The organism is Arthrobacter sp. P4_H3 (assembly GCF_056400885.1).
The window spans coordinates 89,410-112,781 of the sequence record NZ_JBFUKK010000009.1 but is presented as its reverse complement, the minus strand read 5'-3'; the positions used below and the strand labels follow the sequence as shown (position 1 = coordinate 112,781).

Here is a 23,372-nt window from a genome sequence, read left to right as displayed (position 1 = left end):
CGGACTTGTTGGCTGTAGCCTGCGTCACAGCTGGCAGGATAGATAGTATGACTTATTCGGCAGCGGACAACCGCTATGAATCCATGCCCTACCGCCGCGTCGGACGCAGCGGCCTGAAACTTCCGGCGATCTCGCTTGGGCTCTGGCACAACTTCGGCGACGACAAGCGGTTTGATGAGCAGCGCGCCATCCTCCGCCGCGCCTTCGACCTGGGCGTCACCCACTTCGACCTGGCCAACAACTACGGTCCGCCGGACGGCTCCGCCGAAACCAACTTCGGCCGCCACCTGCAGGACGACTTCAAGCCGTACCGCGACGAGCTCGTCATCTCCACCAAGGCCGGCTACTACATGTGGCCCGGCCCGTACGGCGAGTGGGGCTCCCGCAAATACCTGATCTCCAGCCTGGACCAGTCCCTGCAGCGCATGGGCCTGGACTATGTGGACATCTTCTACAGCCACCGCCCGGATCCGGAGACGCCCATGGAGGAAACCATGGGCGCACTGGACTATGCCGTGCGCTCAGGCAAGGCGCTGTACGCGGGCATCTCCTCCTACACGCCCGAGCAGACCATCGAGGCGGCCCGGATCCTCAAGGAACTCGGCACCCCGCTGCTCATCCACCAGCCCAGCTATTCCATGCTGAACCGCTGGACCGAGAACGGGACGCCGAACCTCTACGAGGCGCTCGAAGAGGTGGGCGCCGGCTCCATCGCCTTCTCGCCGCTGGCGCAGGGCATGCTGACGGACCGCTACCTGAACGGCATCCCGGCCGATTCACGGGCGGCCAAGGAACGGTTCCTGTCCGAATCGGCACTGACCGAGGACAAGCTGGACCGGGTCCGCGGACTCAACAAAATCGCCATGGACCGCGGGCAGTCGCTGGCGCAGATGGCCATCGCCTGGATCCTCCGCGACCAGCCCAGGGGCACGTCCGTGACGTCCGCCCTGGTGGGCGCGTCCAGTGTCAGGCAGTTGGAGGACACGCTGTCCGCCATCAACAACCTGGCGTTCTCCCAGGAGGAGCTGAAAGCGATCGACGAGTTCGCCGTCGAATCCGATATCAACCTCTGGGCACAGAAGTAGCCGACACGTAACAGAACTGTCCCTGACAGTGAGCCGGGGCCGGGAACATCTCCGGCCCCGGCGGTGTTAGCTAGAATGCAAGGGCGCCCCATGGCGCTGTGCCCATCAGCCGCCGCCGCACATCAGAGTGCAGCCGCGCCGGGCACGTGAAGTTTGTTCTCAAAGGAGTTCCGTGTCTTCAAATCCGATTCGTGTTGCCATCGTCGGTGTGGGTAACTGCGCCGCATCCCTGGTCCAGGGTGTCCACTACTACCGGGATGCCGACCCCCAGGCAACGATTCCCGGTCTGATGCACGTGGAGTTCGGCAAGTACCACGTCAACGATGTCCAGTTCGTTGCAGCCTTCGATGTCGACGGCAAGAAGGTCGGCGTTGACCTGGCCGACGCCATCCTGGCCAGCGAAAACAACACCATCAAGATTGCCGACGTTCCGCCCACCGGTGTCACCGTCCAGCGCGGCCACACCCTGGACGGCCTCGGCAAGTACTACCTCGAAACCATCGAGCAGTCCCCGGCAGAGCCGGTCGACGTTGTCCAGGCCCTCAAGGACGCCAAGGTTGACGTCATGGTCTGCTACCTGCCCGTCGGGTCGCAGGAAGCCGCCGAGTTCTACGCCCAGGCCGCCATCGACGCCGGTGTGGCCTTCGTCAACGCCCTGCCTGTCTTCATCGCCGGCACCAAGGCGTGGGCGGACAAGTTCACCGCCGCTGGCGTGCCGATCGTGGGCGACGACATCAAGAGCCAGATCGGTGCCACCATCACGCACCGCGTCATGGCCAAGCTCTTCGAAGACCGCGGCGTCACGCTGGACCGCACGTACCAGCTCAACGTCGGCGGCAACATGGACTTCAAGAACATGCTGGAGCGCGACCGCCTCGAGTCCAAGAAGATCTCCAAGACCCAGGCTGTCACCTCCAACGTCGAAGCCGAGATGGCTGCCAAGGACGTCCACATCGGCCCGTCCGACTACGTCCAGTGGCTCGACGACCGCAAGTGGGCCTTCGTCCGCCTGGAAGGCCGCAACTTCGGCGACGCGCCGGTGTCGCTCGAATACAAGCTGGAGGTCTGGGACTCACCCAACTCCGCCGGCGTGATCATCGACGCCATCCGCGCCGCCAAGATCGGCCTGGACCGCGGCATCGGCGGCCCGCTGCTCTCCGCTTCCAGCTACTTCATGAAGTCCCCGCCGGAGCAGTTCAACGACGACCTCGCCCGGGACAAGGTTGAGGCCTTCATCCGCGGCGACCTGGAGCGCTAGGCCCCTCTTCCACGACGCTCTCTCACATCCTGCACGAATATCTGGGACGCTCTCTCAGTTTCTGCGGGATTTCGCACGACGCTCTCTCACTTTGGTGGGGGAGCATCGTGGTTTAAGCGCCGTGTTCGTAGCGCCGGATGGCGTGGCTGGCCTGCGCCAGGGCGAGGAGCTTCAGCAGCAGCTGGCTGTGCATGTGCATGCCCACGGCCGCGGTGAGAATGAGCTGGTCGACGCTCTCCGGGGCGGTTGTGGCTGCAATATCCAGCCCGGCGACGTCATCCATGGCCTTGCTGTAGGTGTCCAGGAGCCCGCCGGACACCGGGATGTTGAGGCTTTCCATCAGTTCCAGATGGACGTTCAAAGCGTTTCGGGCGTCGCTTGGGTAATCGGGCCAGTTCCGGAAACGCACGACGGCGTCAGCCGCCGCTGTGGGGACGTCGCCGCTGGTGGCGCTTTCGAGGTGAAGAACCACGCGCTGAACCGCCGCTAAGAGCGCAAGGCGCGGGGCGCCGTCGTCGGCCATTTTGACGAGGCCGCGGATCTGCTCAATATTCAGCCCGACTATCCGGCGGAGGGCCTGGATCAATTTCAGACGCTCGACGTGACTGGCGGAATACTGCGCGCGGGTTGCGTGGACGGTCCCGCCGGCCGGCAACAGGCCCTCGCGCAGGTAGTACTTGATGCTGGCCGCGGATACTCCAGCTTGCCCGCTCAGCTCCTTGAGCTGCATGCCGCCCTCTTCTCCCGGGGAGGTCCGGATCCGTTGGATAGCGGATCCGGCGCCAACTATCCTGATGTACACGCATTGGATAGTGGCTCTATCCTAAACCTATGGAGCCTTGGAATGTACTGCTTGTCAGCCACGTGATCGCCGCACTGTTCGTGCTTGCGATCGGCCCGTTCCAAATCCTCCGCCGACGCCGTGACCGCATCCACCGCACCATGGGCTACCTGTGGGTGGCAGCCATGTACTACGTCTGCATCAGCAGTTTCTGGATCGTGACAGCAGGGCATTTCACCTGGCTGCACGGGCTGTCGGCCTTCACCATCGTGACGGTGACACTTGGCCTTGTCAGCGCCATCCGCCGCAACATCCCGTCGCACCTGGGGAACATGATCGGCAGCTACATCGGCATTGCCGTGGCGTTCGTGTTTGCCGTTGCCGTGCCGGGGCGGGCCATTCCGCAGCTCCTCGCCGAGGACCCGGCCACCGCGGCATACGTCGCAGGACTGGTGGCGCTCAGCGTTGTGGTGGTGTTCGTTTCGCTCAAGCGCGGCGGCCGCACGGGCGCCTCGGGCGGTTCAGAGGACCAGACGCTCTCTCACTTCCTGCGGGTTTAGGGCCGACCTTCTCTCACTTTTGGCGGGTTTTGGCCGGACGCTCTCTCACCCCGCGTCGGCGAACCCGGATGCATGAGGATGATCAAGCCACGCAGTGCGTAGAGTGCGCTTGATCTCCCTGACAGCGCGTTGAAAGCCGTCAGCATGATCGTGCTTGTCGAATATCAGGACTGTCCACCCAGCCGATTCGAACGCCTTGTTTCTCCGCCTGTCACGAAGGGACTGGGCGTCAAGAAGGTGATGCTCGCCGTCGTACTGGATGGCGATCCGCCGGTGACGGTAACCGAGATCGGCGCTCGGGGACATGGCGTCAGCTTCGCGCAGCGCCAGCTGGAGGTCCGGTTCGGGAAGGCCGGCATCGGCCATAGCCAAGCGGAGCAGAGACTCGGGCGCCGAATCCGCCCCCACCCGCATCAGGTCCAGGGCTTCCCTGGCGCGGACAATGCCCTGCAGGTTTGGATGGCGGCCGACCAGGGAGCGGAGCCCGTCCAAGTTGTCGTAGGGCTGCGTCCGGCCCTCGAAGTCCACTCGCGGAATGCGGATTAGCTGATCACCCATACACACGAGCTCGCTCAGCGACAGCCGCCGCGCGAGGTCCAGCCACGTCCGCGATCGGGTGCTGACACGGATGCCGTCGATTGATTCCGTCTCATCCTCCCAAGCAAAGACCGTGTGGCCGAGTACGCCCTTGCGGCGCACCGAGGGCAAGGTCCGGGGCTTGCTCAGATGGAGCTCTGTCGAGTCCGCGAGCCAAGGCGGCAGCAGCTGGCACCGGAGCCGTGCTGCCGTGACGTGTGAGATCCAGGCACCAGGCGAGGCAGCGGACAGCGCCCGTGCCGCGGCTTCCAGTTCAAAGTCCCAGTCCGAGGGGCGGTAGAGCCCGCGTCCGACATGGACTACGTCTTTTCGCCGCAGCCGGTCCGTGGATACTCCAGAGGCCCGCGCCGAATCCAAGGTGAACGGAGCAGTTGCCAGAATCCCGGGCAGATTGTTGCACTTTTTCATGCTGGCATTGTGACCCGAAAGTCGATGACGCCGCAGAAGATATCCACAGGCCGCCCTTGGGTGCACAGGATGTGAGAGAGCGTCGGGGAAAAGGCGGCAGGATGTGAGAGAGCGTCGGGGAAAAGGCGGCAGGATGTGAGAGAGCGTCGGGGAAAAGGCGGCAGGATGCGAGAGAGCGTCTAGAAGAGGCCCACGGGCCTGCCGGTGTCGTCCACGTCCATCCGCATGGCCGCGGGAACCTTGGGCAGGCCGGGCATGGTCATCACCGCGCCCGTCAGCGCGACGATGAACCCTGCGCCCGTCTTCGGGATGAGGTCCCGGACGTGGACCGTGAAACCCTTGGGCGCGCCCAGTTTGGTGGCGTCGTCGCTGAATGAGTACTGCGTCTTGGCCATGCATACCGGCAAACCGGCCCAGCCGTTCTTCTCGATGTCGGCCAGGCGTTTGAGGGCAGGGACGGAGAAGTCCACGCCGTCGGCCCCGTAGATTTCCTGCACGATGGTCCGGATCTTGTCCTCCACGGAGAGTTCGAGGGAATACAGGTGGCGGAAGCTGTGCGGGGCGTCGAGTGCCGCGAGCACCTTGGCAGCGAGTTCGTCGCCGCCGTCCCCGCCGCCGCCGCGGCCCCAGACATCGGCGACGGCGGCCTGCACGCCCTCGCCTGCACACCACTCCAGCAGCCAATCGAGCTCTTCCTGCGTGTCCGTGGCGAACTTGTTGACGGCCACCACCGGTGTGATCCCGAACTTCTCCACGTTGCGGATGTGCCGCCGGAGGTTGGCCACACCGGCTGCGAGGGCCTCCACGTTGGGCTCCTTGAGCCGGTCCTTGGCCACGCCTCCGTGCATCTTCAGCGCCCGCACGGTGGCTACCAGCACGACGGCGGACGGCGCCACGTCTGCCACCCTCGCCTTGATGTCCATGAACTTTTCAGCCCCGAGGTCTGCGCCGAAGCCGGCCTCGGTGACCACGATGTCCGCCAGCCGGCGGGCCGTCTGGGTGGCGATGAGCGAATTGCAGCCGTGCGCGATGTTGGCGAAGGGTCCGCCGTGCACCAGCGCGGGTGTGCCGGCGATGGTCTGTACGAGGTTGGGCTTGATGGCATCCCGGAGCAGCATGGTCAGCGCGCCCTGGACCCCCAGGCCGGCCACCGTGACGGGCTCACGGTCATAGGTGTAGCCGAACGTGATGCGGCCCAGCCTGGCACGGAGGTCGGCAATATCCGTGGCCAGGCAGAATACGGCCATGATCTCCGAGGCCACGGTGATGTCGAAACCGTCCTGCCGCGGAACGCCCTGGACAGGTCCGCCCAGGCCGATCACCACTTCGCGGAGCGAGCGGTCATTCATGTCCAGCACCCGCTTGAACGTCATCCTGCGGGGATCGATGTTGAGTTCGTTGCCCTGGAAGATGTGGTTGTCCACCAGCGCCATGAGTGCGTTGTTCGCCGAGGTGATGGCATGGAAATCACCGGTGAAGTGCAGGTTGATTTCTTCCATGGGCAGCACCTGGGAGTAGCCCCCGCCCGTGGCTCCGCCCTTCATGCCGAGGACAGGCCCCAGTGACGGTTCGCGCAGCGCAATCATCACCTTCTGCCCGGCCCGGGCCAGCGAATCCGCCAGGCCCACCGTTGTGGTGGATTTCCCTTCGCCTGCCGGCGTGGGGGACATGGCCGAGACGAGCACCACCCGGCCAGGCTGGCGGGCAGGCGCACCGGCCGGGTCCGCAAGCTTCGCCGGGTCGATCTTTGCCTTGTACCGGCCATAGAGTTCCAGGGCGTCAGCATTGATGCCCGCCGCGGCGGCGATCTCCCCGATGGGCCGCATGGTGGCCCGTTGGGCGATTTCGAGGTCACTCATGGCGTTGGTGTCAGACATCTTTGTCCTTCAGTTCGTGGCTTCAGGGAAAGCCGTTCGGGGGTTCCCGCCCGGCGCTACCCGGCTGAGGGCGTGTGGCCCACCGGAATTCTGTGACTATCAATGTACTGGTCGACGGCGGCATGGTAGCTCTCCAGCGTGATGGCGGCGGTCCGCTGCCAGCCGAAGCTCTGGGCGTGCAGCGCTGCAGCCCGCCCCATGTCCTCGCGCGTGGCGGGATCGTCATAGAGCGCTTCGAATACGTCCGCCCAGTCCGCAGCCTTGTGCCCGTCCACCAGCAGGCCGGTCCGTCCGTCGAAAATGGCCCGGGAGAGTCCGCCAACCCGGGTGGCAACCACGGGCGTCCCGCAGGCCTGGGCTTCCAGCGCCACCAGCCCGAAGGATTCGCTGTAGGACGGCATCACCACAACGTCGGCGGAGCGGAACCAGGCGGCCAGCTCCGGTGCGTTGACCGGCGGATGGTGGGTTACGACGTCGTCCATTCCGGCTGCGCTGATCAGCGACTTCAGGTCGAAATCCTTGGCTCCGCTGAGGGCGCCCAAAATGGTTACCTGCAGATCGATGTCCGGGCGGCGCGAGCGGAGGAGGGCTGCTGCCTTGACGAGGATCTGCGGGCCCTTGAGCCGCTGGATCCGGCCGGCGAACAGCAGATGGAACTTGCCGGCAGGCACGCCGAGCTGTGCCCGGGAACGGGTCCGGAACGCCGGGGTGAACACGGTCAGGTCCACGCCGGGGGGAGCCACGTCGATGTGGTCGAAGTCGGCGTTGTAGTGCGAGACGAGCTCGGCGGCCTCGGCCGGGGTGTTCGCGATCAGCCGCGCTGCACCGTCCACAATCCGGTGTTCGCCGTCCTCCCGCCGTCTCGGTTCGGGCTTCTCGCCGGAGTGCAGGAGGAGGTTCTTGACCTTGGCCATCGTGTGCATGGTGTGCACCAGCGGCACGCCCCAGAGCTTGGACAGCTCCAGGCCGGCCACCCCGGAAACCCAGTAATGCGAATGGATGACGTCATACCGGCCGTGCGGCTGCCGCTGCCGGATGCGCTCGACCTCCGCCACCATGCTGTGCAGCAGTCCCGGAAGTTCCTCTTTGGGCAGCTTCCGCGGCGGGCCGGAGATCACGTTGTGGACGCACACGCCGGGGTCCGGGTGCTCGACGGCGGGCTGTTCCGCGGACGTTGACCGCGTGAAGATCTCCACTTCCACGCCGGTTGCGGCGAGCGCCGAGGCCAGCCCGCGCACGTAGACGTTCATGCCGCCGGCGTCACCGGAACCGGGCTGTTCCATGGGCGAGGTGTGTAGCGAAAGGAATGCCACACGGCGGATCAGGGTCACGGCGCTCCCTTCGGCTGGCGGAACTGCATCCGATAAAACACTACTCCTGTACCGACCCGTCCTTCGCAGCGCCCGGGGTCCTGCGCGCAGGGTCCCCAGCCCTCCTGCTAACGTGGCGGCTGTGAGCGCATCCGCAGACGCAACCGCCGGGTCAAACAAGCACGCAGCCAGCATTGAGATCCGTCCCGCCACAGCCGCAGACTGGCCCGGCATGTGGGCAATCCTGGAACCCGTCATCAGGGCCGGCGACACCTTCACCTGGGACCGCGACACCACGGAGGACGACGCCCGGGCCCGCTGGTTCAAGGACGCTCCCGGCCAGGCATTCGTGGCCGTCCGCGACGGCCAGGTGCTGGGGACGGGCGAACTGCACGCCAACCAGGGCGGGGGAGGCAGCCACGTTGCCAACGCCGGCTACATGGTCCACCCCGACCACGGCGGCAGGGGGCTGGCCAGGGCGCTCTGCGCCTATTCGCTGGACGCGGCCCGGGCGGCAGGCTTCCGTGCCATGCAGTTCAACGCCGTGGTGGAGAGCAACGTCCGCGCGGTGGCCGCCTGGCAGGCCATGGGGTTCGAGGTATTGGCTACCATCCCGGAGGCGTTCAACCACCCGACGCTGGGCTATGTGGGACTGCACCTGATGTACCGGAAGCTGTAGGTCTGCGGGCCTCATCCGCACTACAGGTCTAATGCGCGCCGTGCCACAGCAGCCCGAGCGCCGGAAACGCCGCTTCGTAGCCTGCGAGCAGTTCGACGGCGAGCTTGTCCGAATCGATGAGCGGGTGGAGCGCGAAGGCCCGAACGGCGTCGTCGCGGCGGCCGTGCGCCGCCGCAGACACCGTCAGCCGCTCCACCTCCTTGACCCGCTGCATGAGGGCCAGCTGCGCGTCAGCCGGCCGGTCCTGCGGCAGCGGCACCGCGCCGTCGGGGGTCACCACGCAGGGGACCTCGACGACGGCGTCCGCCGGTAAGCCGGGAACCGCACCGGCGTTGGGGGTGTTCAGGATGAGCTCGGCACCCCCGCCGGACACCGGGCCCGATGCGCCGCCGACGGCGCCGCCGGACAGGGCGCGCATCACGCCGAGGGCAACGCGTTCGTACCCGCCGCCGGCGAGGTCATCCTCGTCCCGCTGTTCGCCGCTGGCCCGCGCCTCGGCCAGGTAGCCTTCCTCGCGGGACCGGCGGGCAGCGTCCCAGAGCTCATAGGCCCGGGGACCGGCCGCGGCAAGCGCCGGGTACAGCCCGGACTGCTGCTCGTGGATCGACTCGCCGCGGGTCTGCGCCATGGCGCGGATGGCACCGACGGCCCGCCCCGTGTCGTAGTAGTAGTACAGGTACTCGTTGGGCAGGCAGCCCAGGGACTGGAGGAAAGGCTGCGGAAAGAGCCGGCCCTCCTCGAAACCGGACAGGGCCTGCGCGTCCGCCAGCAGCCCGGGCAGCAGGTCTTGGCCGGCGGACTCCAGCCGGTACAGCCAGCCCAGGTGGTTGAGCCCGTAGTAGCCCACGCCGTCGAGCTTTCCCTCAGGCAGCGGGGCGCCCGCCGCGCGGGCCGCCCGGTGCACCAGGGCTCCGGCCGAATCGCAGATGCCGATCACCCTGGTGCCCAGCACGGGGACCAGCGCCTCCGTCACCATTCCGGCCGGGTTGGTGAAGTTGACCAGCCAGGCCTCCGGGCAGCGCCGCTTCATTTCACGGGCCAGCTCCAGCATCCCGGGAATGGACCGCAGGGCGTAGGAGATTCCGCCGGCGCCCGTGGTTTCCTGGCCCAGGAGGCCCAGGCCGAGGGGCACGCGTTCGTCGGCGATTCGACCCGCCGTTCCGCCGGGCCGGATGGCAGCGAACACCATGTCCGTGCCGTCGAGCGCGGCTGCCAGGGACGTGGTTGTCGTGACGGCGGGGCCGGGCCCGGCAGCGCCAGAAGCGATCGACGACAGGACGGCCTTGATCGCGGCGAGCCGCAGCGGGTCGACGTCGAACAGGACAAGCTCGCGCACCAGCCCCGCGAAGGGGCCGGTGGAGAGCGCCCGGTACACGAGCGGGACCCGGAACCCGCCGCCACCGGCAATCATGAGCCGCATAACAGGCAGTCTATTCCGGGCAGGCCGCGCAGGTCCGGTCCCGTCCGGCGCGGCACTTTGCAGGGCAAGCGCGAGGGCGTAGTGTGCCGAACATGGACGCGATACCAGGGCGCCGGTTCGACCCGCTCTCCCACGTCCGCACGCCCACGGACGGGAGCTTCGACCTGCTCCTGACCGGGACGGTTTTCCAGGACATCATCTTCACCGGGCTGCCTCACGCGCCGGAGCCAGGCACAGAGATCTGGAGCGAGGGCATGGGCAGCTGTCCGGGAGGGGTGGCCAACCAGGCCATCGCCGCCGCGCGCCTGGGGTTGCGGACCGGGCTCGCGGCTGCCTTCGGCGACGACGGCTACGGCGACTACAACTGGAAGATCCTGGCTGCACAGGAACATGTTGACCTGTCCCTTTCCAAACGCGTCCCGGGCTGGCACTCGCCGGTGACGGTATCCCTCAGCGTCCAGCACGACCGCTCCATGGTGACGCACGGGCACCCTGCCCCGGTCACCTCGTCGGAGCTGATCGGGGAGCCGCCCGCGGCACTCGCCGCCGTCGCGGACCTGGACGAGGACCTCGCCCCGTGGGCCGTCGCCGCCCACAGCGCCGGGGTCAAGCTTTTCGGCGACGTCGGCTGGGACGCCACCGGCAAATGGTCCTCCACCCGGCTGGACAACCTGCAGTATTTCCACGCCTTTATGCCCAACCAGCGCGAGGCCATGGCCTTCACCGGCAGGGACACGCCGTGGGCTGCACTGTATGCGCTCGCCGACCGGGTTCCCGTGGCGGTGGTGACCCTGGGACCGCAGGGCGCCATGGCCGTGGACTCCGAAACGGGAGAGGAGGAATGGGTGCCGTCGCTGCCCGTCTCGGCCTATGACCCAACCGGGGCCGGGGACTGCTTCGGCGCGGCGTTCATCGTGGGCAGCCTGGCGCGCTGGCCGCTGGCGGACCGGCTCCGGTTCGCGAACCTGTGCGCGTCCCTGGCGGTCCAGGAAGTGGGCGGTTCCCTGGCAGCGCCGGGCTGGGGCGACATCGCCGACTGGTGGAAGCGGGCCAACGCACGGCCTGAACGGCAAAGCAGCCAGTGGCTGCGGCGCTTCAGCTTCCTGGAGGAGATCGTGCGCGACGTACCACCGCAGGCGCTGCGCCGGGCCACTGCCACAATCGCCCACCTCTCCGACGCCTAGGCCAATTAAGCCGCCCGGCCCGCCGCCACTAGAATCACTAGGGTGACTTACCCAGCAGCAGGCGGCGACATCCGGCCCGTCCCGGACTCCGCGTCCGGCCCCGCCAACGAACGCTCAGCAGTAATCGACCTGGACGCCATCCGGCACAACGTCCGCCACGTGGCGGCGGTGGCCTCGCCGGCCAAGGTCATGGCCGTGGTGAAGGCGGATGCCTACGGGCACGGTGCCGTTCCCGTGGCCCGGGCAGCGCTCGAGGCCGGGGCCCGCTGGCTTGGTGTAGCGCATATTTCCGAGGCGCTGGCCCTGCGGGCCGCGGGCATCGAGGCGCCCCTGCTGGCCTGGCTGCACACCCCGGAGAGCAACTTCAGTGCCGCTGTTGCCGCCGGAATCGACATCGGCTGCTCCGGCTGGGAACTGGACAAGATCGTCCTGGCGGCCCGGGAGCAGGAACGCCCTGCCCGCGTCCACCTGAAAGTGGACTCGGGCCTGGGCCGCAACGGCGCAACGCTCGAGGCGTGGGACAGCCTGGTGGGCGAGGCAATGGAGTACCAGGACGAGGGCCTGCTCCGCGTGGTGGGAATCTTCTCCCACCTTGCCGTGGCGGACGAACCGCACCGCCCGGAAACGGACGAGCAGCTGAAGGCCTTCCGCGAAGTCCTGGCCATCGCCGAGGACGCCGGGGTGGACCCCGAAGTCCGCCACCTGGCCAACACCCCCGCCACGCTGTCCCGCCCGGACACGCACTTCGATATGGTCCGTGTGGGCCTCGGAATCTATGGTCTCTCACCCTTTGAAGGCCAGACCCCCGCCGAGCTGGGACTCCGCCCTGCGATGACCGTCCGGACCAAGGTGTCGCACTGCAAGGACGTCCCGGCCGGCCAGGGTGTCTCCTACGGACTCAATTACCACACCGCCGGCGCCAGCACCCTGGGGCTGATCCCGATGGGCTACGCCGACGGCGTGCCGCGGGTGGCCACCGGCGGCCCCGTCCGTGTGGAGGGCCGCAACTACCCGGTGGTGGGCAGGATCGCCATGGACCAGATGGTGATCGACCTCGGACCCCGCGGTGTGGCGTCCGGCGGAGCCAGCGTGCTGGGAGCCGAAGCGGTCCTGTTCGGCGACGGCGCCGACGGCGGGCCGACGGCGGATGACTGGGCCCGCGCGGCCGGGACCATCAACTACGAGATCGTGACCCGGATCAGCCCGCGTGTTCCGCGGCACTACATCAACGAGGGCCGGGCTGAGGGGCAGGGCGGGGCCCGATGAGCGATCCGAGGTGGGAACTGTCCCTGACAGTGCAGAGCGCCGAAGAAACCCATGCCCTCGCGGCGGCCCTCGGCGCCGTCCTTGAGGCGGGCGACCTGGTCATCCTGACGGGCGAACTCGGAGCCGGCAAGACCACCTTCACCCAGGGCCTCGGCGAAGGCCTGGGCGTGCGGGCCGGCATCATTTCCCCCACGTTCGTCCTGGTCCGCATCCATCCCAACCTTGCGGACGGGCCGCGCCCCGGCGGACCCGACCTGGTGCACGTGGACGCCTATCGGCTGGAGTCCGCGGCGGAAATCGATGACATCGACCTGGAAAACACCATGGACAGTACCGTAACGGTGGTGGAGTGGGGCCGCGGACGGGTGGAGCACCTGAGCGACAGCCTGCTCGACGTCGAACTGCACCGGCCGCTGGGCGCCGCCCTGCCGGTTACCTCCACCCCGGACGGCGCGGAGGGAGCTGCTGACGGCGTGCTGGACTTCGACACGGACGACGACGACGAGCCCCGCACCATCGTGATCCGCGGCTTCGGCCCGCGCTGGGCTGAGCAGCCCTTGCTGCCTGCCGCCTTGAAAGGGACCTCCTGATGCTCATCCTTGCCATCGACACTTCAGCCGTGGCCAGCGCGGCGCTGGTTTCGGACGATGCGCCCGAGGGAGTGCTGGCGAGTTTCTCCACCGAGGACACCCGCAGCCACGCCGAAGTGCTGGCCCCCGGCATAGACGCCCTCCTGGCCGACGCGGGGATCACGGGCTCGGACATCGACGCGATCGTGACCGGCGTGGGCCCGGGGCCGTTCACGGGACTGCGGTCCGGGATCGCCACCGCACGGACCCTGGCCTATGTGTGGGGCAAACCCCTGTACGGCCTGATGAGCCTGGACGCCATGGCACTGGAAGTGGCGGAATCCACGTCCGCCGCGCCGGAGTTCCTGGTGGCCACCGACGCCCGGCGCAAAGAGGTGTACTGGGCCCGCTACTCCCTCGCTGACGGCCAGCTGCCCCGCCTGGTGGACGGACCGCACGTGGGGTTCGCGGCCGACTTGCCGGACCTCCCGGCTTACGGCGCCGGCGCGGGCATCTACGAAGACGTCCTCCGCGCCGATCCGGATTTCAGTTCCGAACAGCCCGATGCTCTCTACCTGGGACAGTTCGCCCTGGCCAGGCTCGCCGCGGGGGAGCAGCTGCTGGACTCCACGCCGCTGTACCTCCGCGAGTCCGACGCCCAGGTGCCTGGACCCCGGAAGCGTGCACTGTGAACGGCAACGCTGGCGGCGCGGCCGGCACCGCCCCGGCCGGGGTGACGCTGCGCGCCATGAACGGTGCGGACATCCCCGCCGTGCACGTGCTCGAACGCAGGCTCTTCCCCGTGGATGCGTGGCCGCTCCAGATGTTCCATGACGAGTTGGCGCAGGCCCAGACCCGCCATTACCTCGTGGCCGAAATTGCCGGCGAGATTGTGGGCTATGCCGGGCTGATGTGCATCGAGCCGATTGCGGACGTGCAGACCATCGCGGTGGTACCCGAATGCGAGGGCAAGGGCATCGGCTCGGCCCTGCTGACCGAGCTCATTGCGGAAAGCGCGCGGCGCAGTGCGGCGGACGTGCTGCTGGAAGTCCGGGCGGACAACCCCCGCGCCCAGGGCCTTTACCGGCGCTTCGGCTTCGAACAGATCCACGTCCGGCCGAGGTACTACCGGGACGGCGTTGATGCCCTGATCATGCGGCTCCAGCTGCAGGATTCCAGCCCTGCGTCCGGCCTGGCATCCGGACAAGGGAGCCCGCAGGCGACCACCGACCACTTGCCGGCAATGGAGGCAGACGCACCATGAACCGAACGCAGCCCCTTGTCCTGGGGATCGAGTCCTCCTGCGATGAAACGGGGGTGGGCATCGTTCGCGGAACAGCCCTGCTCAGCAACACCGTCTCGTCCTCCATGGAAGAGCATGTACGGTTTGGCGGCGTCATCCCCGAGATCGCGTCCCGTGCGCACCTGGACGCCTTCGTGCCCACGCTGCAGGAGGCCCTGGCAGACGCCGGGGTAACCCTTGACGACGTCGACGCGATCGCCGTCACCTCCGGGCCGGGGCTGGCCGGGGCACTGATGGTGGGCGTCTGCGCCGCCAAGGCGCTCGCCGTGGCCACGGGCAAGCCACTGTATGCCATCAACCACCTGGTGGCGCACGTCGGCGTTGGGCTGCTGCAGCCGGACGACGGCGGCCCGCGGCCGTTTGCGGGTTCGTCGCCGGAGAACGCGTCGCCGGCCAACCCGCTGCCGGAGAAGGCGCTGCCGGAGAACCTGGGCGCCCTGCTGGTCTCCGGCGGGCACACCGAGATCCTCCGGATCAGGAGCATCACGGACGACGTCGAGCTGCTGGGGTCCACGATTGACGATGCTGCCGGGGAAGCCTACGACAAGGTGGCACGCCTCCTGGGGCTCGGCTATCCGGGCGGGCCGGCCATCGACAAGCTTGCCCGGACCGGCAACGCGAAAGCCATCAGGTTCCCGCGCGGACTGACGCAGCCCAAGTACATGGGCAGCGCGGAGGAACCCGGCCCCCACCGCTACGACTGGTCCTTCAGCGGGCTGAAGACCGCCGTCGCCCGCTGCGTGGAACAGTTCGAAGCCCGCGGGGAAGAGGTGCCGGTCGCGGACATCGCGGCTGCCTTCCAGGAGGCAGTGGTGGACGTCATCACGTCCAAGGCGGTGCTCGCCTGCAAGGAAAACGGCATCACCGAACTCCTGTTGGGCGGCGGCGTCGCGGCAAATTCGCGGCTGCGCCAGCTCACCGAACAGCGGTGCAGCGCGGCCGGGATCAGGCTGACCGTTCCGCCGCTCGTGCTGTGCACTGACAACGGTGCCATGGTGGCCGCCCTGGGGGCCCAGCTGGTCATGGCGGGTATCGGCCCCAGCGGGATCGGCTTCGCTCCGGATTCGTCCATGCCGGTCACCACGGTTTCGGCGTAGCCCCGGGCAATTCGGAGCGCGGCGCTGCTTCGGCGCCGCCTCAGGGTCCAATGGAGGCGCTGCGCCTCAGGCGGTGGGGCCGTTCCGCATCTGCTTAACGAGGTCGAGCACCACGGCCTGGAGGTTGCCGCCGTGCTCCGCGGCCACCCGGCGCTGCCGCTGGTAGCCGGCTCCACGGCTGATGATCTTTTCGACGTCGGCGAGTTCGTCCGAGCAGCCGAGTTTCGCGGCCACGGGTTCGAGCCGGTTCAGGGTTTCGAGCAGGTGCTCGGTGACCAGCTTCTCGTTGCCCTGGGCATCGAGGATGATGATCGCCTCGAGGCCGTAGCGGGCCGCGCGCCACTTGTTCTCCTGGACGTGCCAGGGCGGCATGGTGGGAATCGTGCCGCCGTTGTCCAGCGTGGTGGAGAATTCGTCCACCAGGCACTGGGTCAGGGCTGCGATGGCGCCGACCTCCTCCAGGGTGGCCAGGCCGTCGCAAATGCGCATCTCGATGGTGCCGAGGTTGGGGACCGGGCGGATGTCCCAGCGGATCTCGGAGATGGTGTCGATCACTCCGGTGGTGAACATGTCCTCGACGTAGGACTCGTACTCTGCCCAGGTGGAGAACTGGAATGGCAGGCCGGCAGTGGGAAGCTGCTGGAACATCAGGGCACGGTGGGACGCATAGCCGGTGTCCTCGCCGCCCCAGAACGGGCTGGACGCGGACAGCGCCTGGAAGTGCGGGAAGTAGTTCACCAGGCCGTCCAGGACCGGAAGGACCTTGTCCCGGCTGTCCAGGCCCACGTGCACGTGGACTCCGTAAATGACCATCTGGCGGCCCCACCACTGGGTGCGGTCGATCAGCTTGGCGTAGCGGGCCTTGTCCGTCACCGGCTGCAGCTGGGGAGGGCTGAATGGGTGGCTTCCGGCGCAGAAGACTTCGACGCCCATGGGGTCGGTGACTTCCCGGACTGCTGCCAGGGAACTGCTGAGGTCGGCTTTGGCCTGGGCCACTGTTTCGCAGATGCCGGTGACGAGTTCCACGGTGTTCAGCAGGAGTTCCTGCTTGATGTGGGGGTGTTCATCGTCCTCGTTGAGCTCGGGGTGGTTGGCCGTCACGCCGCGGAGCACCTCGTTGGCCACCGAGGCCAGTTCGCCCGTCTGCGCGTTGACCAGGGCCAGCTCCCATTCCACACCAAGAGTTGATTGCCTGGATGAAGCGAAATCAATCTTCATGTGGTCCCTTCACTGTTCCGCCGTCACCTGCCGAAGCCGCCTGCGGGCGGGCAACGGGTGGTTCAAGTCTAGTGCAGGGGTAGCATCGAGGTGATGGCTTGGACTCAGGGACGCAGTGAAAGTGCTCACAGGAACACAGTGGCCAAAACAGCAGCCAAAAAAGCAGCCACTCTGGCGGTGACGGCGGCAGTGCTTGCATCCGTCTCCTGCACCGGTGTGCCGGCTCCGTCCGGTTCCGGAACGTCGCCGGACACTGCGTCGGCAACGCCGTCGGGGAGCGCTTCCCGCTCCGGACCCGGTGTTTCGGGCCGCCCGGCAACCCCGAAACCTTCCGCACCGGCCCCGGGGGAGCGGCAACTGGGCTGGGGCCCGCAGCAGAAGGATGACGACGCGGCGCGCGCCGCCGTCGCGAAAATGAGCGTTGAACAGAAGGCCGGACAGGTGCTGATGCCGTTCTTCGCCGGCACCGACTTCGCAGCCCACGCGGCCACCATGGAACGGCTGCACCTCGGCGGATCAATCGTCATGGGCGATAACGTGCCGCGCGCCGCCGACGGCACCGTGGACACCGCCGCCATGGCGGCCGGACTGGCCCGCCTGCAGACAGCGGCCAAGGCGGACGGACGCACCTGGCCGGCCATCCTGGGCGTGGACCAGGAAGGCGGCGTGGTGGCCAGGCTCCGTGCTCCCCTGACGGAATGGCCGGCTCCCATGAGCTACGGCGCCGCCGGCAACCTCGCGCTGGCAACCGATGCCGGCACGGCGTTGGCTTCCGAGCTGGCCGGGCTGGGTTTCAACGCGGACTTCGCGCCTGCCACTGATGTCACCGCCGGGCCGCAGGATCCCACCATCGGCGCCAGGTCAATGTCCGGGAACGCCGACGCGGCGGCCAGCCTGGGCGTCGGCTTTGCCCAGGGGATGCTGTCGGCCGGGGTCCTGCCCTCGGCCAAACACTTCCCCGGGCACGGCTCCGTGGCCGTGGATTCGCATGAGAACCTGCCTGTGCAGAAGGCCACGGTGGAGCAACTCCGGGCGAAGGACTGGAAACCGTTCCAGGCCGCCATCGATGCCGGCCTGCCGATGATCATGACGGGCCACATTTCCGTCCCGGCATTGGAACCGGGAATTCCGGCGTCGCTGTCCAAACCGAGCTACGCGGCCCTGCGCGGCATGGGCTTCAAAGGTGTTGCCGTGACGGATGCGCTCAACATGGGCGCGGTGCAAAAGCAGTTCCCCGATGAATCAGCCGCACCGCGGGCGCTGGCCGCGGGTGCGGACCTGCTGCTGATGCCCGGGGACGTGGCAGCGGCGCACGCGGCAGTGGTCAGTGCCGTCAAATCCGGCACGCTGCCTCTGCAGCGCCTGGAGGAGGCGGCCCAGCGCGTGGTGACGATGATGATGTGGCGCGCCCGGACCGCTGCGCCGCAGGGCGCTGCGCCGGGCAGCGGCTCCGCCCTCTCCCAGCGGGTTTCCGCGGCGGCAGTCACCGTCCTTGCCGGACCGTGCCAGGGTGCGATGGTGCCCGGCAGCGTCCGGCTGTCCGGAGGCAGTGAACAGGACCGGGCGCGTTTTGTCCAGGCCGCGCGTGCGGCTGGTATCACCGTCGGCGCAGGCCCGCTTGTGACCCTCATCGGCTACGAAGAACCGCCGGCCAAAGGCGATGTTGTGGTGGCCCTCGATGCGCCGTGGTCCTTGGCGGGCTCGACAGCGCCCGCGAAGGTGGCGCTGTACGGACGAAGCCAGGAAGCCTTCAACGCCCTGGTAGCCGTCCTGGCGGGAAAGGCGACCGCCCCCGGAAAGCTGCCTGTCGCCGTCGGGCCCTTCGCCCCCGGCAGCGGTTGCTGAGCGCCGCTGCCCGGCTGCGCAGCAGTCCCGGCTGCGTAATAGTGCAGGCCCGCCCGTCTTAGTTCGCGACCTGCCCTGTCCTTAAGGGGGATCTGCGGCTGCCGGGCGTTTAATGGACCACGTGCCAATTCTGAATAAAGACATGACCCTGTGCATCTCCCTCTCGGCCCGGCCGAGCAACAACGGAACCCGTTTCCACAACCATCTGTATGAGCAGCTGGGCCTGAACTGGATCTACAAGGCCTTCGCGCCCACGGACCTGGCGCAGGCCATCGCCGGCGTCAGGGGCCTGGGCATCCGGGGCTGCGCCGTGTCCATGCCGTACAAGGAAGACGTCATCGCGCTGGTTGACGTCATGGACCCCTCGGCCAAAGCGATCGACTCGGTGAACACGATCGTGAACGACGGCGGCCGGCTCACGGCGTACAACACCGACTACACGGCGATCGAGCAGCTGCTGCAGCGCAACGCCGTGCCCGCCCACTACTCGGTGCTGCTCAAGGGTTCCGGCGGCATGGCCAAAGCCACCGCCGCCGCCCTCCGCGACGCAGGATTCCGGGACGTCACCATCATCGCCCGCAACGAATCATCCGGTAAGCCGCTCGCGGATCTCTACGGGTTCAAGTGGAGCCCCGAGCTTCCCGCAGCGGATGCGGGCGGCACGGCGGACATGATCATCAACGTCACGCCCGTCGGTATGGCGGGAGGGCCGGATGCTGACTCGCTGTCCTTCCCGCCGGAGGCAGTGGACGCCGCGAAAGTGGTGTTCGACGTCGTCGCGCTGCCCGCCGAGACGCCCCTCATCAAAGCGGGCCGTGCTGCCGGCAAGACGGTCATCACCGGTGCGGAAGTGGCCACCATCCAGGCCCTGGAGCAGTTTGTGCTGTACACCGGTGTCCGGCCCACCGATGAGCAGGTCCGCGCGGCGGAAGACTTCATGCGGGCCCAGTAACGGAGCGGGCGCGGTAAAGGAGAAGGCCCAGTAACGGAGACGTCCCGGCTACAGGCAGCGGGCTAGGTGCCGGGCTGTACCGGCTCCACCGAGATGGCCACCCGGTCCTCGCCGATCCTGGTGAGGACCAGGGTGGCTGTCTTTTTGCCTTTGGAGGACTTGCCGGCGTTCTTTCCTCCGGGGAGGAGCTGCTTGCGGAGTTCTTCCGGGGTGACCGACGTACCCCGCTTCTTGATGTCCAGCACGCCGATGTTGTGCTGCTTCACCCAGGCCTTGAGGGCCTTGACGTTGAAGGGCATGACCTCCAGGATCTTGTAGGCCCTGGCGAACGGCGTATCCAGGAGCTCGGGTGCGCAGATGTAGGCGATGTGTTCGTCCACGAGGTGGCCGCCGAGCCGTGCCGCGACGTCCGCCACGAGGCCGGCCCGGATGACGGCGCCGTCAGGTTCGTAGAGGTAGCCCTCCACCGGGCCCACGGGGGCAACGGGGCCGGCGTCGAACTCTTCTGCACTGGTGATTTCCGCGGCGCCCTGCGGGCCGAGGAGAAGGGCCGCACGCCGGATGCCCGGCCGGCTGACCGCGTTGAACCACAGCGTCACCTCGGTGACGTCGCCGCCCACGGAAACCCATTGCGCCTCGCAGCCTGCGGGGACGGAGTCGTGCGGAATGCCCGGTCCCATCTTCACGCCCACTGCCCGTCCGGACTCTGCGAGGGATTCCACGAAGGACAGCGGCGGGGAGAATTCCTCCGGATCCCAGATGCGCCGCGTCCCGGAACTGGAGGTGGTGCGGCGGGCCGGATCCAGCCACACGCCGTCCACGCCGTCGAGGGGAACGGAGGTGGCATCGGAGTGAACCACGCTGGCCTGCGGGAAGGGAATCAGGTTCATGGTGGCGCAGGCGGCAGTGGTCTCGTCCATTTCCACGGCGGTGACCCTGATGTCCATCGAGGCCAGTGCCATGGAATCGGCACCGAGCCCGCAGCCGAGGTCGGCCACATGTTCAATTCCGGCGGTCGCGAACCGTTCCGCGTGCCTGGCCGCGACGTTGAGTCGCGTGGCCTGCTCCAGCCCTGCCTGCGTGAAAATCATCTGGCGGGCAAATTCGCCGAACTTGGCTTCAGCCTTGGTCCGCAGCCGGGACTGGGTGAGGACCGCCGACACCAGGGCGGGGGAGTGGCCGGCCTTCCGGAGTGATTCATTGAGCCGGAACGCATCGTCCTCCCGGTACGGCCCCAGTGAAGCCAGCAGCTCCCAGCCTTCGCTGGTCAGGAGCGGAGCGATCAGGTCCTGCGGTGCGTCAGCCATGTCATCAAGCCTAATCGAGGAGGCAGACACCGACGGTGCCGATAGTGTTGAGAGCATGGAAGACAGCGCAGGGCCGCAGCCGGAGAGTAATGACCACCACCAACAAACGGGCCTTGCGAAGTACGCCAGGCCGGCGCTGATCGCCGGTTCCGCTATCGCCGTAGTCTGCCTGGCGCTCCTGGTAATCATCTTCGTCCTGGATTCCTTCAACGCGACCGTGTACTCGGTGGGCGGCAAGAACATCCAGGACGCCACCGACGAGGCCCGGCAAATCCGCGAGTCGTACACCGCCGTTCGCGCGGGCGGACTGGTGTTCCTGATTGCCTCGGTGGTCACGGCGCTCGCCGCCGCCGTCGTGCTTTACAGGAACCGCAACGTTACGGGAGACGACGACACGGACGACGGCGACGACGTCGACTTTGAGGACCTGGCAGGGCGCTAAGCGTTCACCGGGGACCAAATTCTGGCACTCGCCTTGACCGAGTGCTAACCACTTACATAGAGTCATCATTAGCACTCTCCCTAGGAGGGTGCTAACACATGGAGAACTGCCAGCCACGCTGCTGCCGGCACCGCGACGACGGTTTGCACGCCGAGGCGCAACAGTTTTCCAGTCCATGAATTTACTGACGTAGAAGGAGAGGTCCGAGTGTCGGTCTCTATTAAGCCTCTTGAGGATCGTATTGTTGTCCGCCCGCTCGAAGCCGAGCAGACCACGGCTTCCGGCCTGGTTATCCCGGACTCCGCGCAGGAGAAGCCGCAGGAAGGCGAAGTTGTCGCAGTAGGCCCCGGCCGCTTCGAGGACGGCAACCGTGTTCCGGTCGACGTAGCCGTCGGCGACGTTGTTATCTACTCCAAGTACGGCGGAACCGAAGTCAAGACCGGCGGCACCGAGTACCTCGTGCTGTCCGCCCGCGACGTTCTGGCGATCGTCGTAAAGTAACTCTTGGACCCCCGCGCCGCCGATCCGTCTGACGCATGTCTGACAGATCAGCGGCGCGGGGTTTCTGTCTTGAAAGGACAAAACCATGGCAAAGCAGCTTGCGTTTAACGACGCTGCCCGCCGGTCGCTTGAAGCCGGCATCGACAAGCTCGCCAACACGGTCAAGGTGACGCTCGGCCCGCGCGGCCGCAACGTCGTGCTGGACAAGAAGTGGGGCGCTCCCACCATCACGAACGACGGCGTGACCATCGCCCGTGAAGTCGAACTGGATGACCCGTTCGAAAACCTTGGCGCGCAGCTGGCCAAGGAAGTAGCCACCAAGACCAACGATGTTGCCGGTGACGGCACCACCACGGCCACCGTTCTGGCACAGGCACTGGTCAAGGAAGGCCTGCGCAACGTTGCGGCCGGCGCCGCTCCGGGCCAGATCAAGCGCGGCATCGAGGTTTCAGTGGAAGCCGTTGCTGCCCGCCTGCTCGAGAACGCCCGCCCGGTCGAAGGCACCCAGGTTGCCAACGTCGCCGCCATTTCGGCACAGAGCGACGAGATCGGCGAGCTCCTGGCCGAGGCTTTCGGCAAGGTCGGCAAGGATGGTGTGATCACCATCGAGGAATCCTCCACCACGCAGACCGAACTGGTCCTCACCGAGGGCATGCAGTTCGACAAGGGCTACCTGTCCCCGTACTTCGTCACCGACGCGGAACGCCAGGAAGCTGTCCTTGAAGACGCCCTCATCCTGATCAACCAGGGCAAGATCTCCTCGGTGCAGGACTTCCTGCCGCTGCTGGAGAAGGCGCTGCAGAGCTCCAAGCCGCTGTTCATCATTGCCGAAGACGTCGACGGCGAGGCACTGTCCACGCTGATCGTCAACCGCATCCGCGGCACCCTGAACGTCGTTGCCGTCAAGGCTCCGGGCTTCGGTGACCGCCGCAAGGCAATGCTGCAGGACATCGCCACCCTTACCGGTGCACAGGTTGTCTCCCCGGAACTGGGCCTCAGCCTGGACTCCGTTGGCCTTGAGGTGCTGGGTACGGCCCGCCGCATCACGGTCACCAAGGACAACACCACCATCGTTGATGGTGCCGGATCGGCAGAGGACGTTGCGGCACGGGTTGCCCAGCTGCGCGCCGAGCTGACCCGCACCGACTCCGACTGGGACAAGGAAAAGCTGCAGGAACGCCTGGCCAAGCTGGCCGGCGGCATCGGTGTGATCAAGGTCGGCGCAGCCACCGAGGTTGAGCTGAAGGAAAAGAAGCACCGCATCGAGGACGCCGTGTCCTCCACCCGCGCTGCCCTCGAAGAAGGCATCGTTGCCGGTGGCGGTTCCGCCCTCATCCACGCCCTGAAGGCACTGGACGAGGACCCTGCCGTCACGGCGCTCGAAGGTGACGCAGCGGCAGCTGTGGGCATCGTGCGCCGCGCCCTGGTCCAGCCTGTGCGCTGGATCGCCCAGAACGCCGGCTTTGACGGCTATGTCGTCGCTGCCAAGGTCGCGGAATCCGCCATCCACCACGGCTTCAACGCCAAGACCGGCGAATACGAAGACCTCATCGCTGCCGGAGTCATCGACCCCGTCAAGGTGACGCGGGCAGCCCTCCGCAACGCCGCCTCCATCGCAGCGCTGGTTCTCACCACCGAGACCCTCGTTGTCGAAAAGCCGGCCGACGAGGACGAGCACGCAGGCCACCAGCACTAGCTAGTAGTCAACTGCAC

At 67.2% G+C, this 23,372-nt stretch carries 22 protein-coding genes; 15 read left to right on the top strand and 7 right to left on the bottom strand.

From position 1 onward, the window contains the following. Nucleotides 1-47 precede the first annotated feature (47 nt). Together mgrA and AC1DRE_RS13705 are read left to right on the top strand one after the other, a co-directional pair. The gene (gene mgrA, locus AC1DRE_RS13710) at nt 48-1,085 is read left to right on the top strand and encodes an L-glyceraldehyde 3-phosphate reductase (protein ID WP_476985149.1); all 1,038 of its coding nucleotides are present in this window, start codon (nt 48-50) and stop codon (nt 1,083-1,085) included. A 172-nt stretch (nt 1,086-1,257) separates the two neighbouring features. Then, nucleotides 1,258-2,343 carry an inositol-3-phosphate synthase gene (locus tag AC1DRE_RS13705; RefSeq protein ID WP_476985148.1) on the top strand — a complete coding sequence of 362 codons (1,086 nt, stop codon included), beginning with the start codon at nt 1,258-1,260 and terminating at the stop codon, nt 2,341-2,343. 112 nt (nt 2,344-2,455) lie between these two features. Here the strand turns inward: AC1DRE_RS13705 and AC1DRE_RS13700 are convergent, their stop codons facing one another. Further along, nucleotides 2,456-3,073 (bottom strand): MerR family transcriptional regulator, encoded by a 618-nt coding sequence (locus AC1DRE_RS13700; protein WP_476985147.1) that lies wholly within the window; start codon nt 3,071-3,073, stop codon nt 2,456-2,458. A 101-nt stretch (nt 3,074-3,174) separates the two neighbouring features. Between AC1DRE_RS13700 and AC1DRE_RS13695 the strand changes: the two genes are divergently transcribed. Next, the gene (locus AC1DRE_RS13695) at nt 3,175-3,684 is read left to right on the top strand and encodes a DUF2306 domain-containing protein (RefSeq protein WP_476985146.1); all 510 of its coding nucleotides are present in this window, start codon (nt 3,175-3,177) and stop codon (nt 3,682-3,684) included. Nucleotides 3,685-3,729: 45 nt separating this feature from the next. On the opposite strand, the gene AC1DRE_RS13690 is transcribed toward AC1DRE_RS13695, so the two are convergent. The 3 genes from AC1DRE_RS13690 to mshA all read right to left on the bottom strand — a co-directional run bounded on the left by AC1DRE_RS13690 (nt 3,730) and on the right by mshA (nt 7,897). Continuing rightward, on the bottom strand, nt 3,730-4,689 hold the full coding sequence (locus tag AC1DRE_RS13690) for a DUF559 domain-containing protein (protein WP_476985145.1): 960 nt from the start codon (nt 4,687-4,689) through the stop codon (nt 3,730-3,732). Between the two features lie 179 nt (nt 4,690-4,868). Then, nucleotides 4,869-6,566, bottom strand: a complete 1,698-nt coding sequence (locus tag AC1DRE_RS13685) for a formate--tetrahydrofolate ligase (RefSeq protein ID WP_476985144.1) — start codon at nt 6,564-6,566, stop codon at nt 4,869-4,871. 56 nt (nt 6,567-6,622) lie between these two features. Beyond that, entirely contained in the window at nt 6,623-7,897 is a 1,275-nt protein-coding gene (gene mshA, locus AC1DRE_RS13680; protein WP_476985143.1) for a D-inositol-3-phosphate glycosyltransferase, read from the bottom strand. Between the two features lie 121 nt (nt 7,898-8,018). On the opposite strand from mshA, the gene AC1DRE_RS13675 reads away from it, so the two are divergent. Beyond that, nucleotides 8,019-8,555 (top strand): N-acetyltransferase family protein, encoded by a 537-nt coding sequence (locus AC1DRE_RS13675; RefSeq protein WP_476985142.1) that lies wholly within the window; start codon nt 8,019-8,021, stop codon nt 8,553-8,555. Between the two features lie 28 nt (nt 8,556-8,583). Here the strand turns inward: AC1DRE_RS13675 and AC1DRE_RS13670 are convergent, their stop codons facing one another. Next, on the bottom strand, nt 8,584-9,975 hold the full coding sequence (locus AC1DRE_RS13670; RefSeq protein ID WP_476985141.1) for a family 4 glycosyl hydrolase: 1,392 nt from the start codon (nt 9,973-9,975) through the stop codon (nt 8,584-8,586). A 92-nt stretch (nt 9,976-10,067) separates the two neighbouring features. Between AC1DRE_RS13670 and AC1DRE_RS13665 the strand changes: the two genes are divergently transcribed. Genes AC1DRE_RS13665 through tsaD form a run of 6 tightly spaced genes read left to right on the top strand, consistent with a single transcriptional unit; the run spans nt 10,068 to nt 15,394 of the window. Further along, complete coding sequence (locus tag AC1DRE_RS13665; protein ID WP_476985140.1) at nt 10,068-11,159, top strand: PfkB family carbohydrate kinase; 1,092 nt, start codon at nt 10,068-10,070, stop codon at nt 11,157-11,159. 42 nt (nt 11,160-11,201) lie between these two features. Beyond that, nucleotides 11,202-12,425: an alanine racemase gene (gene alr, locus AC1DRE_RS13660; protein ID WP_476985139.1), complete on the top strand. Its 1,224-nt coding sequence runs from the start codon at nt 11,202-11,204 to the stop codon at nt 12,423-12,425. Then, nucleotides 12,422-13,015, top strand: coding sequence for a tRNA (adenosine(37)-N6)-threonylcarbamoyltransferase complex ATPase subunit type 1 TsaE (tsaE, locus tag AC1DRE_RS13655; protein ID WP_476985138.1), 594 nt, complete (start codon nt 12,422-12,424; stop codon nt 13,013-13,015). Before alr ends, tsaE begins: the two co-directional genes overlap by 4 nt. Continuing rightward, complete coding sequence (gene tsaB, locus AC1DRE_RS13650; RefSeq protein ID WP_476985137.1) at nt 13,015-13,686, top strand: tRNA (adenosine(37)-N6)-threonylcarbamoyltransferase complex dimerization subunit type 1 TsaB; 672 nt, start codon at nt 13,015-13,017, stop codon at nt 13,684-13,686. Before tsaE ends, tsaB begins: the two co-directional genes overlap by 1 nt. A 56-nt stretch (nt 13,687-13,742) precedes the next feature. After that, nucleotides 13,743-14,258 (top strand): ribosomal protein S18-alanine N-acetyltransferase, encoded by a 516-nt coding sequence (rimI, locus tag AC1DRE_RS13645; protein WP_476985242.1) that lies wholly within the window; start codon nt 13,743-13,745, stop codon nt 14,256-14,258. Next, entirely contained in the window at nt 14,255-15,394 is a 1,140-nt protein-coding gene (tsaD, locus tag AC1DRE_RS13640) for a tRNA (adenosine(37)-N6)-threonylcarbamoyltransferase complex transferase subunit TsaD (RefSeq protein ID WP_476985136.1), read from the top strand. The genes rimI and tsaD overlap by 4 nt, the downstream gene beginning before the upstream one ends. A 66-nt stretch (nt 15,395-15,460) precedes the next feature. Here tsaD and AC1DRE_RS13635 read toward each other — a convergent pair whose 3' ends face one another. Beyond that, nucleotides 15,461-16,612: a glutamate--cysteine ligase gene (locus tag AC1DRE_RS13635; protein ID WP_476985135.1), complete on the bottom strand. Its 1,152-nt coding sequence runs from the start codon at nt 16,610-16,612 to the stop codon at nt 15,461-15,463. 138 nt (nt 16,613-16,750) lie between these two features. On the opposite strand from AC1DRE_RS13635, the gene AC1DRE_RS13630 reads away from it, so the two are divergent. Together AC1DRE_RS13630 and AC1DRE_RS13625 are read left to right on the top strand one after the other, a co-directional pair. Next, nucleotides 16,751-18,457, top strand: a complete 1,707-nt coding sequence (locus AC1DRE_RS13630) for a glycoside hydrolase family 3 N-terminal domain-containing protein (RefSeq protein ID WP_476985134.1) — start codon at nt 16,751-16,753, stop codon at nt 18,455-18,457. Nucleotides 18,458-18,578: 121 nt separating this feature from the next. Then, nucleotides 18,579-19,409, top strand: a complete 831-nt coding sequence (locus tag AC1DRE_RS13625) for a shikimate 5-dehydrogenase (RefSeq protein ID WP_476985133.1) — start codon at nt 18,579-18,581, stop codon at nt 19,407-19,409. Between the two features lie 62 nt (nt 19,410-19,471). On the opposite strand, the gene AC1DRE_RS13620 is transcribed toward AC1DRE_RS13625, so the two are convergent. Next, nucleotides 19,472-20,716 (bottom strand): THUMP-like domain-containing protein, encoded by a 1,245-nt coding sequence (locus AC1DRE_RS13620; protein ID WP_476985132.1) that lies wholly within the window; start codon nt 20,714-20,716, stop codon nt 19,472-19,474. A 55-nt stretch (nt 20,717-20,771) separates the two neighbouring features. Between AC1DRE_RS13620 and AC1DRE_RS13615 the strand changes: the two genes are divergently transcribed. The 3 genes from AC1DRE_RS13615 to groL all read left to right on the top strand — a co-directional run bounded on the left by AC1DRE_RS13615 (nt 20,772) and on the right by groL (nt 23,355). After that, entirely contained in the window at nt 20,772-21,158 is a 387-nt protein-coding gene (locus AC1DRE_RS13615; protein ID WP_476985131.1) for a hypothetical protein, read from the top strand. 207 nt (nt 21,159-21,365) lie between these two features. After that, complete coding sequence (groES, locus tag AC1DRE_RS13610) at nt 21,366-21,659, top strand: co-chaperone GroES (protein ID WP_003805290.1); 294 nt, start codon at nt 21,366-21,368, stop codon at nt 21,657-21,659. 85 nt (nt 21,660-21,744) lie between these two features. After that, complete coding sequence (gene groL, locus AC1DRE_RS13605) at nt 21,745-23,355, top strand: chaperonin GroEL (protein WP_104172096.1); 1,611 nt, start codon at nt 21,745-21,747, stop codon at nt 23,353-23,355. The last annotated feature ends 17 nt before the right edge of the window (nt 23,356-23,372 follow it).

Bases quoted from the DNA above. Each gene is read 5' to 3' on its own strand.
- mgrA (WP_476985149.1), top strand. From the start codon at position 48: ATGACTTATTCGGCAGCGGACAACCGCTATGAATCCATGCCCTACCGC.
- AC1DRE_RS13700 (WP_476985147.1), bottom strand. From the start codon at position 3,073: ATGCAGCTCAAGGAGCTGAGCGGGCAAGCTGGAGTATCCGCGGCCAGC.
- AC1DRE_RS13695 (WP_476985146.1), top strand. From the start codon at position 3,175: ATGGAGCCTTGGAATGTACTGCTTGTCAGCCACGTGATCGCCGCACTG.
- AC1DRE_RS13690 (WP_476985145.1), bottom strand. From the start codon at position 4,689: ATGAAAAAGTGCAACAATCTGCCCGGGATTCTGGCAACTGCTCCGTTC.
- AC1DRE_RS13685 (WP_476985144.1), bottom strand. From the start codon at position 6,566: ATGTCTGACACCAACGCCATGAGTGACCTCGAAATCGCCCAACGGGCC.
- AC1DRE_RS13670 (WP_476985141.1), bottom strand. From the start codon at position 9,975: ATGCGGCTCATGATTGCCGGTGGCGGCGGGTTCCGGGTCCCGCTCGTG.
- AC1DRE_RS13665 (WP_476985140.1), top strand. From the start codon at position 10,068: ATGGACGCGATACCAGGGCGCCGGTTCGACCCGCTCTCCCACGTCCGC.
- tsaE (WP_476985138.1), top strand. From the start codon at position 12,422: ATGAGCGATCCGAGGTGGGAACTGTCCCTGACAGTGCAGAGCGCCGAA.
- tsaB (WP_476985137.1), top strand. From the start codon at position 13,015: ATGCTCATCCTTGCCATCGACACTTCAGCCGTGGCCAGCGCGGCGCTG.
- rimI (WP_476985242.1), top strand. From the start codon at position 13,743: ATGAACGGTGCGGACATCCCCGCCGTGCACGTGCTCGAACGCAGGCTC.
- tsaD (WP_476985136.1), top strand. From the start codon at position 14,255: ATGAACCGAACGCAGCCCCTTGTCCTGGGGATCGAGTCCTCCTGCGAT.
- AC1DRE_RS13635 (WP_476985135.1), bottom strand. From the start codon at position 16,612: ATGAAGATTGATTTCGCTTCATCCAGGCAATCAACTCTTGGTGTGGAA.
- AC1DRE_RS13620 (WP_476985132.1), bottom strand. From the start codon at position 20,716: ATGGCTGACGCACCGCAGGACCTGATCGCTCCGCTCCTGACCAGCGAA.
- AC1DRE_RS13615 (WP_476985131.1), top strand. From the start codon at position 20,772: ATGGAAGACAGCGCAGGGCCGCAGCCGGAGAGTAATGACCACCACCAA.
- groL (WP_104172096.1), top strand. From the start codon at position 21,745: ATGGCAAAGCAGCTTGCGTTTAACGACGCTGCCCGCCGGTCGCTTGAA.